This is a genomic window from Micromonospora sp. WMMD737 (assembly GCF_049179055.1).
GTDB lineage: Bacteria > Actinomycetota > Actinomycetes > Mycobacteriales > Micromonosporaceae > Micromonospora > Micromonospora reichwaldensis.
In genome coordinates this window covers 832,569-845,344 of the sequence record NZ_JBMHMH010000001.1, presented here as the reverse complement: position 1 = coordinate 845,344, position 12,776 = coordinate 832,569, and the positions used below count along the sequence as shown (strand labels likewise).

Annotated in this window: 8 protein-coding genes; 3 read left to right on the top strand and 5 right to left on the bottom strand. The window is 74.1% G+C overall.

Going from position 1 to position 12,776, the window contains the following annotated elements:
- Positions 1-22: 22 nt before the first annotated feature.
- Positions 23-1,348: a flavin monoamine oxidase family protein gene (locus ACN27A_RS03025; protein WP_421449624.1), complete on the bottom strand. Its 1,326-nt coding sequence runs from the start codon at positions 1,346-1,348 to the stop codon at positions 23-25.
- Positions 1,349-1,621: 273 nt separating this feature from the next.
- Here ACN27A_RS03025 and ACN27A_RS03020 point away from each other — a divergent pair, with 273 nt between their 5' ends.
- On the top strand, positions 1,622-2,152 hold the full coding sequence (locus ACN27A_RS03020) for an SRPBCC family protein (protein ID WP_421449623.1): 531 nt from the start codon (positions 1,622-1,624) through the stop codon (positions 2,150-2,152).
- 135 nt (positions 2,153-2,287) lie between these two features.
- On the opposite strand, the gene ACN27A_RS03015 is transcribed toward ACN27A_RS03020, so the two are convergent.
- Both ACN27A_RS03015 and ACN27A_RS03010 read right to left on the bottom strand, forming a co-directional pair.
- Positions 2,288-3,124, bottom strand: coding sequence for a TIGR02452 family protein (locus tag ACN27A_RS03015; RefSeq protein WP_421449622.1), 837 nt, complete (start codon positions 3,122-3,124; stop codon positions 2,288-2,290).
- Positions 3,125-3,230: 106 nt separating this feature from the next.
- Positions 3,231-4,454, bottom strand: coding sequence for a multidrug effflux MFS transporter (locus tag ACN27A_RS03010; RefSeq protein WP_421458357.1), 1,224 nt, complete (start codon positions 4,452-4,454; stop codon positions 3,231-3,233).
- 324 nt (positions 4,455-4,778) lie between these two features.
- Between ACN27A_RS03010 and ACN27A_RS03005 the strand changes: the two genes are divergently transcribed.
- Both ACN27A_RS03005 and ACN27A_RS03000 read left to right on the top strand, forming a co-directional pair.
- Positions 4,779-5,159, top strand: coding sequence for an MmcQ/YjbR family DNA-binding protein (locus ACN27A_RS03005; protein WP_421449621.1), 381 nt, complete (start codon positions 4,779-4,781; stop codon positions 5,157-5,159).
- 274 nt (positions 5,160-5,433) lie between these two features.
- Complete coding sequence (locus tag ACN27A_RS03000; RefSeq protein WP_421449620.1) at positions 5,434-10,896, top strand: carboxyl transferase domain-containing protein; 5,463 nt, start codon at positions 5,434-5,436, stop codon at positions 10,894-10,896.
- 51 nt (positions 10,897-10,947) lie between these two features.
- On the opposite strand, the gene ACN27A_RS02995 is transcribed toward ACN27A_RS03000, so the two are convergent.
- Both ACN27A_RS02995 and ACN27A_RS02990 read right to left on the bottom strand, forming a co-directional pair.
- The gene (locus ACN27A_RS02995) at positions 10,948-11,592 is read right to left on the bottom strand and encodes a response regulator (protein WP_421449619.1); all 645 of its coding nucleotides are present in this window, start codon (positions 11,590-11,592) and stop codon (positions 10,948-10,950) included.
- A gap of 41 nt (positions 11,593-11,633) precedes the next feature.
- A complete protein-coding gene (locus ACN27A_RS02990) occupies positions 11,634-12,740 on the bottom strand; it encodes a sensor histidine kinase (RefSeq protein WP_421449617.1) in 1,107 nt (368 codons plus the stop codon).
- Positions 12,741-12,776: the final 36 nt, after the last annotated feature.

Here is a 12,776-nt window from a genome sequence, read left to right as displayed (position 1 = left end):
TCGAGCAGCCGGCCCCGCGGCGTCAGCCGCCCGTACGCGCCAGGATCTCCGCAGCCGCCCGCTCGCCGGCCTCGATCGCCCCGTCCAGGTAGCCCGCCCACCGGGTGGCGGTCTCCGTGCCGGCCCAGTGCACCCGTCCCACCGGCTGGCGCAGCTCCGGGCCGTAGCCGCACCAGGAGCCGGGGGTCGGCGCCCCGCAGAAGCAACCGCGCGTCCACTCGTCCGCCGACCAGTCGTACTCGACGAACTCCTCGGGCCGCCGGGCGGCCGGGCCGGCGACGGCAGCGAGGGCGTCGAGCAGGCTCGCCCTGCGGTCCCGCGGCGGCATCCGGCGCAGCGCGTTCGCCTCCGGGCCGTAGCTGAACGCGGTGAGCACCCCGCGCGGGGAGGCCGGGGTGCTGTTGTCCACCGTCTCGGTGACCGGCCCGGCGAGGCAGAACGCGACGCCGGAACGGCCGTCGGCGCGCCAGAACGGTTCCGGGTAGACCGCGTGCACCTTGATCGCCGAGCCCATCGGCATCCGCTGGGTGAGCGCGTCGCGCAGGGGCGGCATCGGTGGGTCGTACCGGATGCGCCCGGCCAGCGTCGGCGGCACGGCGACCACCACCGCGTCCGCCTCGACGCGGTCGGTGTCGGTGTGCACGACCACGCCGGCACGGTCCTGCGCGATGGCCCGCACGGGCGCGGACAGCCGCACCGCGTCCGGGCCGAGGGCGGCGGCCAGCGCCTCGGCCAGCACCGGCGGCCCGCCGACGATCCGGTCCTGCTGCGCGCCGCCGGCCATCGCCAGCAGCGCCCGGCTGCCGCCGCCGGAGCGCAGGTAGAACGCCAGTTGGAGCATGGAGATCTCGTCCGGGCCGGCGGCCAGCAGCCCGCCCGCGAGCAGCCGCCCGAGGTACCGGGCGGTGGCCGGGTCCGGCGCGGCCGTGCGCAGCCAACCGGCCAGCGTCGTACGGTCCCACTCGGCGGCCTCGGCCCCCGCCCACGGCGCGACCGGATCCACCCGCTCGGCGTACGCGTCGAGCAGGTCGAGGACCCGCGCGGCGCCCTCGGGGGCCCCGGCGTGCCGGCCGTCGGGGAAGATCACGGGCGACGCGCCGTGCGCGGCGGACGGGAAGGTGTCGATCCCGTACCGGGCGAGGAGCCCGTTGACCCGGTCCTGGGTGGGGCCGACCCACTGGGCGCCCAGGTCGAGCTGGGTGCCGTCGGCCAGCCACCGGGTGAGCACCCGCCCGCCCACCCGGTCGCGCGCCTCCAGCACCCGCGTCCGTACCCCGGCGCGGGCGAGCGCGAGCGCGGCGGCCAGCCCGGAGAAGCCGGCACCGACCACGGCGACCTCGGTTCCCATGCGACGGCATACCCGTTTACGCCGCCGCCATGACCTCGACGCCGGATCGCGGCAGCCGGCGGCGGGGGCGGGCGTGGAGCCCGGCGATCGAGCGGGGTCGACCGCCGACGGTCGATGCCCGCGCCGATTGTCGGTATCGAGACACATGAGCGTGCCGGGGCTGCGCGGACGGCCCGGACGGGCCACCCTTGTCCGGTGCGGCGGCCGCCCGTCCTACGACGGTGGCTGCGGTGCGCGGACCGGAAGACAGTCGAGGACACGAAGGAGGATGCCGTGCGCTACGTCGACGGCCCGGCGGTCGAGTGCGACCTGCACGTGGCAGCCGATCCCGCCCGGGTGTGGGAGCTGGTCACGGACATCGAGCTGCCCGCGCGGTTCAGTCCGGAGCTGCGCCGGGTGCGGTGGCTGGACGGCAGCCGGGGGCCGACACTCGGCGCCCGGTTCGAGGGGCACAACCACCATCCGGCGCTGGGCGAGTGGCGCACCATCTCGCACATCGTGCGGTTCGACGAGCCGCGGGCCTTCGGCTGGGTCGTGCTCGACCCGGACAACCGCTTCGGCGGCGGCCCCACCGACCCCGCGCAACCGGGTGCCACCTGGCAGTACCGCCTCACCGCAGAGGACGGCGGGTGCCGGCTGTCCCACTCCGTGCGGATCGGACCCGGCCGCACCGGGCTCAGCCTCATCATCGACCGGGCCCCGGAGAACGAGGAGCAGGTCATCGCCCGCCGGCTGGACGCCCTGCGGGACGCCATGACCGGCACGTTGCAGGGCATCCGGGACCTCGCCGAGCAGCCACGCTGACCACGGCGCCGGCGGGCTGAACAAGCCGGTGGACAGGGCGGCGGTGGCGGCCTGAACAACGGTGGCGGTGAACGGCGGTGGCGGCTGCGCGGCCACCGCCGGGCCGGGTCTCGGCGCGGCGTCGGGCCGGACCACTCAACCCCGACGGGCGTCGCCCGCCGGCCCCGGCGCGGACGTGCCGAAGCGTGCTGCGAACGCGCCGTACACGGGCGTACCCGACAGGTTGTCGCGGATGGCGAACACCACCCGGTCGAACCGGTCGACCACCCGCAGCGCGTCGGCGAAGGCGTCCGCCACCGTGGCGGGGTCGTTGCGGAACACCCCGCACCCCCACGCGCCCAGCACGATCGTCCGATGCCCGTGCGCGGCGGCCACCTCGAGCACCCGCCGCGCACGCCGGCGCAGCACGGCCGGCACGTCGGGGGCGTGCGCGGGCTGGTTGCGCACGATCGCGCCGAGGTTCGGCGCCGCGGCGGTGAGGAACGACGTCTGGTACGCCACGTCGAGCAGCCCGCCCTTGTCGTCGCGGAACACCGGCACCCGCGGGGAGTAGACGACCCGGTCGCTGTACCGCAGGTCGCGTTGGCGGCGGTGGAACGCGTAGAAGTCGGGCGCGGCGAGCAGGCACGGGTAGAGCGCCGACGATCGCGCGACGCTCTCCTCCTGCGCCTTCGCCCCGCCGAGGAACCCGCCGCCCGGGTTCTTGGCCGACGCGAACACCAGACACGCCGCATCCGGGCCGAGCCGGCGGGTTGCCTGCAACGTCGACTCGTACGTCACCTCGACGTCGCCGGCCCCGACCCGCGTGTCGCCGATCGTGAGCGTCCCGTCGGGAAGGTGGTGGCGGGTGCCGGCGACCGCGGCCCGCACCTGCGCACCGATGACGACCTCGTCGCCGGCGCCGTTGCGGTACCGGCCCGACTCGGCGATCGCCACCGTCTGTCGGGCGATCTCACGAAGGCGGCTGCTCACCGGCGCACCCGGCGCATCCGCCGGCAGATGGCGTGCACAGCCAGCAGGCTAGGCCGCCACCCGTTCCGCCGACAACCGCTTTCCGCGCAGCGCGCGGCGGGCCCGCTCAGTGCGCGGCCAGGACCACCCCGTCCGGCTCCAGGCCTGCCAGCCGGGACGGTCGCACGACGACGAACAGGACCGCCGTCGCTGCCAGCATGCCCCCCGCGACGACGACGGACATGGCGACCGCGCCGGTGCCCAGGACGCCCACCAGGGGCGCGGCCAGCGCACCGACGCCGAACTGCACGGCGCCGAGCAGGGCGGAGGCCGTGCCGGCCGCCTCGCCGTGGCGGGACAGGGCCAGGGCCGGCGCGTTCGGCATCGCGAGGCCCGCCGCCGCGAGCACCACCCACAACGACACCAGCAGGGCCGGCAGCCCGCCGAAATTGGTCACGGCGAAGGCGAGCAGTGCCAGTCCGGCCACGCTCCCCGCGGCAAGGGCGACGACGAGGATCCGCTGCGGCGGGTGGCGGCGCAGCAGCCGTACGTTGAACTGGGTCGCCGCGATCAGCCCGACCGCGCCCGCCCCGAAGGCCAGGCCGAACTGCTGCTCGTCCAGGCCGTACTGGTCCTGGAAGACGAACGACGACCCGGCGACGTACGCGAACAGGGCGGCCATGGCCAGCCCGGCGACCAGGACCAGGCCCACGAACGTACGGTCGCGTAGCAGCGAGCCGTAGACGCCGATCGTCGCGACCACGCCGCCGCGTCGGCGCCGCTCGGCGGGCAGCGTCTCGCGCAGGCCGAACGCGGCGACCACCACGAGCAGCACGCCGAAGGCGGCCAGCGCCACGAACACGCCGCGCCAGTCCGTCCAGCGCAGCAGCCCGCCGCCGAGGGTCGGCGCGAGGATCGGCGCCGCCCCCATGACCAGCAGCAGCCGGGAGAGCAGCTTCGCGAAGGCCGCACCGTCGAACAGGTCACGGACGACGGCCATCGCGACCACCGAGGCCGCGGCGACGCCGAGGCCCTGCACCACCCGCAACGCGCCGAGAACCGTGATGTTCGGCGCGACGACGCAGAGCAGCGACGCCACGACGTGCAGCGCGATGCCGGCGATCAGCGGCGCGCGCCGGCCGACGGCGTCGGACAGCGGGCCGATCAGCAACTGGCCGAGGGCGAGGCCCGCCAGCGTGCCGGTGAGGGTCAACTGGACCGCCGCCGACGTGGTCCGGAAGTCGTCGACGATCGTGGGAAGCGCGGGCAGGTACATGTCGATGGTCAGCGGACCCACCGCGATCAGCGACCCGAGGACGAGGACGAGCCGCAGGCGTTGCCGGGGGCTCATCAGGTCACCGGGCGTCAGCGGGGCTGCCGGTCCCTTGGGGGCGTCGACGGCGGCCGTCACCGGCTCGCCGCCGGCCGGTCGGTGCGCAGCCGGGCTGGGAAGAGTGCAGGAGTCACATCTGGCTCCAAATCCGGATCCGGTGATCTCATTCCCGCTCGCTGGCGAGGTAACGGAGTTCACAGTCGGGCGGCGGCGGCCGAACGGCGACCGGAGCCGCTGCGCACGGCCCGGTCCCGTCGGTCGGGCCCTCGCGCCAGCACCATGTTGTCACCCGTGGCAGCTAGTCTGCGCGGGTGTGGGAGACGATGGTGCGGAGCGACCCCGATGGCTGACGCCGACGACGTCCGGCACCTGGCGCTGGCGCTGCCGCACGTGGTCGAGATCGACAGTGAGGGCTTCGACTTCCGGGTCGCCGACAAGGGGTTCGTCTGGTCCTACCCCGAGCGCAGACCCGGCACGTCGCGCCTGATCCGGACCGACGTCGCGGTGCTCTACGTCGGCGACGAGGCGGAGAAGCAGGCGTTGCTCCTCGGCGAGCCCGAGGTCTTCTTCACCACGCCCGCCTACGAGGGGCTACCCCTGGTCATGCTGCGGCTGGCGCAGGTCGACGTCGACCGCCTGACGGAACTCGTCACCGACGCGTGGCGGATGCGTGTTCCGGGCCCGCTCCTCGGCGACCTCGACGGCGGCACCGGTCCCCGCTGAGGCCCTGTCGCGACACCGGTCGACACGAACCCGCCAGTAACATATGTGCACCCCGGGCGCACCACCCTCCCACGAAGTGGACGGACGCAACACATGCCGGGAAACGATCACGGTTGCGTCCGGCGTCTTGGCTGGTCAACGCCGTAACATCGTCCGTTCGCCGAACGGATTCGGACCCCTGACCTTTTGATCCACAGGCACGAGGGTGGACACTGCCGAAGGTGCCGCCGCGTCGCGGCCCCCGCATCATTGGTCTAAAAGGAGGGCTCGATCGGTGTTCAGTCGTGTCGCCATCGTCAACCGTGGTGAGGCCGCCATGCGGCTCATCCACGCCGTACGGGACATCGCCGCGGAGACCGGGACACGGATCGAGACCGTCGCCCTGCACACCGACGTCGACCGTACGGCCACCTTCGTCCGCGAGGCGGACCTGTCCTACGACCTCGGTCCCGCGTCCGCGCGCCCGTACCTCGACCTGAAGGTGCTGGAGCGCGCCCTGGTGGAGTGCGGGGCCGACGCCGCGTGGGTCGGCTGGGGCTTCGTCGCCGAGGACCCGGCGTTCGCGGAGCTGTGCGAGCGGATCGGCGTCACCTTCGTCGGACCGAGCCCGGACGCCATGCGCAAGCTGGGCGACAAGATCGGCGCGAAGCTGATCGCCGAGGAGGTCGGCGTGCCGGTCGCGCCGTGGAGCCGCGGCGCGGTCGAGACCCTGGACGCCGCCCTGGCGGCGGCGGCCGAGATCGGCTACCCGCTGATGCTCAAGGCGACCGCGGGCGGCGGCGGGCGCGGCATCCGCGTGATCACCAACGAGGCCGAGCTCGCCGACGCCTACGAGCGCACCAGCCAGGAGGCCGCGCGGGCGTTCGGCAGCGGCGTCGTGTTCCTGGAACGCCTGGTCACCGGCGCCCGGCACGTCGAGGTCCAGGTGATCGCCGACGGCCAGGGCACCGCGTGGGCGCTCGGTGTCCGCGACTGCTCGGTGCAGCGGCGCAACCAGAAGGTCATCGAGGAGTCGGCGTCGCCGGTGCTCGGTCCTGAGCAGACGGCCGAGCTCAAGGCGTCGGCCGAACGGCTCGCCGTCGCTGTCGGCTACCGCGGCGCGGCGACCGTCGAGTTCCTCTACCACCCCGGCGACCGGCTGTTCGCGTTCCTGGAGGTCAACACCCGCCTGCAGGTCGAGCACCCGATCACCGAGTCCACCACCGGCTTCGACCTGGTCAGGGCGCAGCTGCACGTGGCCTCGGGCGGGCGGCTCGAGGGCGAGCCGCCGGCGGAGCGCGGGCACGCCATCGAGGCCCGGCTGAACGCCGAGGACCCCGACCGCGACTTCGCGCCCTCCCCCGGCCGCATCGCGCGGCTGGACCTGCCCGCCGGGCCGGGCATCCGCGTGGACACCGGCGTCAGCGAGAGCGACACCATCCCCGCCGACTTCGACTCGATGATCGCGAAGATCATCGCGTACGGCCGCGACCGCGACGAGGCGCTCGGCAGGCTGCGCCGGGCGATGGCGCAGACCACGGTGATCATCGAGGGCGGCGCGACGAACAAGAGCTTCGTGCTCGACCTGCTCGACCAGCCCGAGGTGATCGACGCCAGCGCGGACACCGGCTGGATCGACCGCGTCCGGGGCGAGGGCAGGCTGGTCACGCACCGCCACTCCGCCGTCGCGCTGGCGGCCGCCGCCATCGAGGCGTACGAGGAGGAGGAGCGCGTCGAGCGGCAGCGGCTGCTGTCGACGGCGTTCGGCGGACGCCCGCAGGTGCAGCACGAGAGCGGCCGGCCGCTGGACCTCAAGCTGCGCGGCGTCGACTACCGCGTGCGCGTCGCGCGGGTCGGCGCACACCGGTTCCGCGTCGGCGTGGAAGCGGGTGGCGCCGTGCGCACCGCCGACGTCGAGCTGGACCGCTTCGACCGGCACACCGGGCAGGTCGTCGTCAACGGCACCCGCTACCGGCTGCTCATCGGCACGCACGGGCCGATCCACCTGGTCGAGGTGGACGGCGTGGCGCACCGGGTCACCCGCGACGAGGGCGGTGTCCTGCGTTCGCCCAGCCCCGCGCTCGTCGTCGCCACGCCGTTGAAGGTCGGCGCCGAGGTCGAGGCGGGCGCGCCGGTGCTGGTGCTGGAGAGCATGAAGATGGAGACGGTGCTGCGGGCGCCGTTCAAGGCGCGGCTGAAGGAATGCGTCGTCTCCGTGGGCACCCAGGTGGAGACCGGCGCGCCGCTGCTGCGGCTGGAGCCGCTCGCCGACGACGCCGAGGCCGGGGAGACCGCGGCGACCGAGTCCGTCGAGCTGGACCTGCCCGAAGCGCCCGCCAGGATCCCGGCGCGGGAGCGCGCCACGCGCGGCCAGGAGGACCTGCGCAGCCTGCTGCTCGGCTTCGACGTCGACCCGCACGACGAGCGCCGGCTGCTCGACGACTACCTCGCCGCGCGCCGGGCGGCCACCGAGGACGGTCACCGGCCGCTGGCCGAGGAACTCGGCCTCATCGACGTGTTTGCCGACCTCACCGAGCTCAGCCGCAACCGGCCGACGGGCGAGGACGGCGGCGGCGCCGGCCACGTGCCGAGCGCCCGCGAGTACTTCCACACCTACCTGCAATACCTGGACGTGGACCGGGCCGGGCTGCCGGAGGCGTTCCAGGCCAAGCTCGCCAAGGCGCTCGGGCACTACGGCGTCACCGAGCTGGAGCGCTGCCCCGAGCTCGAAGCCGCCGTGTTCCGGATCTTCCTCGCCCTGCAACGCGCGTCCGCCGACGCCACGGTCGTTGCGACGCTGCTGCGCGCCTGGCTGCGGGAGCCGCCGCCGGACGAGTCGCTGCGCGAGCCCGCCGGTCTCGCGCTGGAGCGGCTGGTGGCCGCGACGCAGGTCCGCTTCCCGGTGGTCTGCGACCTCGCGCGCGGCGTGGTGTTCGCCTGGTTCGCCCAGCCGCTGCTGCGCCGCAACCGGGCCCGCGTCTACGCCGACGTGCGCCGGCACCTGCGTCACCTCGACGCGCACCCGGACGCGCCGGACCGCGCCGAGCGCGTCGCCGAGATGGTGCGCTCCACCGAGCCGCTGGTGCGGCTGCTCGGCCAGCGGCTCGTTCGCGACGACGTGGACAACGCGGTCATGCTGGAGGTGCTGACCCGGCGCTACTACGGCAACAAGGACCTCACCGGCGTACGCACCAGCGAGGTCGAGGGCTGCACGTTCGTGGTCGCCGAGCGGACGGGCTCGTGCGTGGTCTCCGCCGCCGTGGGCTTCGACGCGCTGGGCAGCGCGCTGCGCGGCCTCGCGGAGCTGGCGAGCGGCCACGACGCCATCGACGTCGACATCTATCTGGCGTGGGAGAACCAGCCGGCGGACTTCGACGCGATGGCGGCGGCGCTGCACGAGGTCGTCAGCGCGCACCCGCTGCCGAGCCAGGTACGCAGGCTCACCACCACCGTCGCGGGTCGCAGCGGCGCGGTGATGCACCACCACTTCACGTTCCGTCCGTCGACCATCGGGATGATGGAGGAGCGGCTGATCCGCGGCCTGCACCCCTACATCGCGCAGCGGATGCAGATGGAGCGGCTGAGCAAGTTCGACCTCACCCGGCTGCCGTCGTCGGACGAGGAGGTCTACCTCTTCCAGTGCGTGGCGCGGGAGAACCCGTCGGACGACCGCCTCGTCGCGTTCGCGCAGGTGCGCGACCTGACTGAGCTGCGCGAGCACGACGGGCGGCTGGTGGCGCTGCCCACCGCCGAGGACGTCCTCGCCACCTGCCTCGACTCGATCCGTCGCGCGCAGTCGCGGCGGCCGTCGAGGAAGCGCTTCAGCACCAACCGGATCGTGGTCTACGTCTGGCCGCCGAGCGACCTCACCCGCGCGGAGCTGGAGATGATCGCCCGGCGCGTGCTGCCCACGACCGCGGGCGCCGGGCTGGAGGAGATCCTGTTCATCGCGCGGCAGCGCGACCGCCGGACCGGCGAGCTGACCAAGATCGCCGTACGCGTCTCGTTCGACGCCACGGGCGGCACCGCGCTGACCGTCGGCGAGCCGTCGGACGAGCCGGTCGAGCCGCTCGACGACTACCGGCAGAAGGTGCTGCGCGCGAGCAGCCGCAACGCGGTCTACCCGTACGAGCTGACCGGCCTGCTCGGCACCTTCGTCGAGCACGACCTCGACGACGAGCACGCGCTGGTGCCGGTCGCGCGGCCGAAGGGGCGCAACAGCGCGGCGATCGTGGCGGGCGTGGTGACCACGCCGACCCGGCGGCACCCGCAGGGCGTCACCCGGGTCGTGCTGCTCGGCGACCCGACGAAGGCCCTCGGCGCGCTGTCGGAGCCGGAGTGCCGCCGCGTGATCGCCGCGCTGGACCTGGCCGAGCGGATGCAGGTGCCGCTGGAGTGGTACGCGCTGTCCGCGGGCGCCCGGATCTCCATGGAGTCGGGCACGGAGAACATGGACTGGGTGGCCGCCGCGCTCAAGCGCATCGTCGAGTTCACCCAGGACGGCGGCGAGATCAACGTCGTGGTCGCGGGCATCACCGTCGGGGCGCAGCCGTACTGGAACGCTGAGGCGACGATGCTGATGCACACCAAGGGTGTCCTGGTGATGACGCCCGACTCGGCGATGGTGCTCACCGGCAAGCAGTCGCTCGACTTCTCCGGTGGCGTGTCGGCCGAGGACAACTTCGGCATCGGCGGCTACGACCGGGTGATGGGCCCGAACGGGCAGGCGCAGTACTGGGCGCCGAACCTCACCGCGGCGCGGGACGTGCTGATGGCGCACTACGAGCACACGTACGTCGCGCCCGGCGAGCAGGGGCCGCGGCGGGCGCGGACGACCGACCCGGTCGACCGCGACGTCTCCACCTTCCCGCACGTCGTGGCGGGCAGCGACTTCACCACCGTCGGCGAGATCTTCTCCGCCGAGGCCAACCCGGACCGCAAGAAGCCGTTCGACATCCGGACGGTGATGCGGGCGCTCTCCGACCAGGACCACCCGGTGCTGGAACGGTGGGCGGGCATGGCCGACGCGGAGACCGTGGCGGTGCAGGACGTACACCTCGGTGGCATGCCGGTGTGCCTGATCGGCATCGAGTCACGGTCGGTGCCGCGGCGCGGCTTCCCGCCCACCGACGGCCCGGACACCTACACCGCGGGCACGTTGTTCCCGCGGTCGTCGAAGAAGGCCGCGCGGGCGATCAACGCGGCCAGCGGCAACCGGCCGCTGGTGGTGCTGGCCAACCTGTCGGGCTTCGACGGCTCGCCGGAGTCGATGCGCAATCTCCAGCTGGAGTACGGCGCCGAGATCGGCCGCGCGATCGTGAACTTCCGCGGGCCCATCGTGTTCTGCGTGATCTCGCGGTACCACGGTGGCGCGTTCGTGGTGTTCTCGAAGGCGCTGAACCCGAACATGACCGTGCTCGCGCTGGAAGGCTCGTTCGCCTCGGTCCTCGGCGGCGCCCCCGCCGCCGCAGTGGTGTTCTCCGGCGACGTCAACGCCCGCACGGCGGCCGATCCGCGCGTGCGGGAGTTGGAGGCCCGCGTCGCGGCGGCCTCCGGCACCGACCGCGCGGCGTTGACCGCGGAGCTCGACGAGCTGCGCTCGTCGGTGCGCGTGGAGAAGCTGGGCGAGGTGGCCGCCGAGTTCGACCGGGTGCACAACATCCAGCGCGCGGTCGAGGTCGGCTCCGTCGACGCCGTCATCCGCGCGGCGGAGCTGCGCCCGCGCATCATCGACGCCATCGAGGGCCGCCTGCGCTGACTCGGTGACACGCCACGGCGAGGTCCTCGCCGTGGCGCGTCACCGGCGCGTCTACCGCAGGACGCCCTCGTGCAGCGCCCGCAGCACCGCGTTGGTGCGGTCCCGGGCGCCGAGCTTGAGCAGGATCGCCGACACGTGGTTCTTGACCGTCCCCTCCGCGAGGAAGAGCAGGCCGGCGACCTCCCGGTTGGTGTAGCCCTCGGCGACCAGCCGCAACACGTCCAGCTCCCGCTCGGTGAGTTCCTGCGCCGGCGGGGCGCTCACCCCGACCGGGGACGGCGCCGAGCGGATGGCGCGCAGGAGCCGATCGGTGATCGACACGGCGATGAGCGTTCCGCCCGCGGCGAGGGTCTCGACCGCCCGGGTCAGCTGCTCCAACGTGACGTCCTTGAGCAGGTAGCCCCGCGCTCCGGCGCGCAGCGCGTCGAGGACGAGGGTGTCGTCGTCGAAGGTGGTGAGCACCAGCACCGGCACGTCCGCCCCGCGCTCCCGGAGCCGTCGGAGGACCCAGATGCCGTCCCGGCGCGGCATGCGCAGGTCGAGCAGGACGACGTCGGGCCGGGTCGCGTCGATCGCGGCCAGGGCCGCCTCGCCGTCGTCGGCCTCGCCGACCACCTCGATGCCCGCCATGTCGAGCAGGGTGCGGATGCCCTGCCGGACCAGCGTCTGGTCGTCGACCACGACCACCCTGGTCATGTCGCCTCGGCCGCGCGGGCCGGCCGGATCGAGCATGCCGGTCACCGGGCCGGCATCCGGGCGGTCACCCGGAAGCCCGCGCTGCCGTCGTACGCGATCTCCCCGCCGAGTGCCGCGAACCGCTCCGCGAGGCCCCGCAGCCCGTTGCCGGGGACCACGCCCCGCGCGCCCTGTCCGTCGTCGACCGCCGTCAGTCGGATCGCCTCACCGTGGCGGACGATCGTGACTCGCAGCTCGCCCGCGCAGGCGTGCCGCAGAGTGTTGGTGATGATCTCCTGTACGGCCCGCACGAGCGCCGCGGTCTGTTCCTCGTTCGGCTCGACGTCCTCGCCCACCTCGACCGTCACGTCGAGCCCGGGGATGTCGCGGCCGACGTCGCGCAGCGCCTCGGCGAGGTCGGCGGCGGACCCGGCGCGCAGCGCGCTGACGGTGTCGCGCACGTCGGCGAGCACCTCCCGGGCCACCCTGCCGGCCCGTTCGACGTGCTCCCGCGCCGGATCGCCCGCACGGTGCCGGGCCGCCTCCAGCTCCAGGGTGAGGACGGTGAGCTGGTGACCGAGCAGGTCGTGCAGCTCGCGGGAGATGCGCAGTCGTTCCGCCGTGCGGGCGGACCCGGCCAGCAGCAGGCTGGCCGCCCGCAGCTCCACGTGCGCCCGGGCCAGCTCCCGACGGTGCTGCTGCTCCCGGCGGACCGCGGTCACGCTGAACGTCGTGGCGATCTGGATCAGCCCGTAGAACACCCCGGACACGAGCGGCGCGACCGGGTCGTCGTGGACCCGGCCGACGGTCAGGGCGATCACGGCCGTGTTCAGCGCCACCACCAGCAGGTTGACCGGCAGCCGTAGGGTCTCCGGTCCGAGCGCGGCGATCACCACCAGCAGGATCGGCAGCATGCCGGCGCGGGGGGCCGTCGCGACCACGCCCCAGCCGGCGACCACCGCCGTGCCGTAGGCCGCCCACCTCGTGCGGGGTGCTCCCCGTTCGGCCACGGCGCCGAGCGCCGCGCCCAGGGTGACGACGAAGAGCCCCACCCAGACCGGCGCCGGGATGTCCGGCTCGACCAGGCCCAGCATCACGGGCGACCCGACGCCCACGCACACGACGAGCATCACCAGGCCGGACCACTCATCGAGCCCGAGCCGCCGCATGCGGCAACCCTAGCCGCCACGGCCGGCGGGCCACGG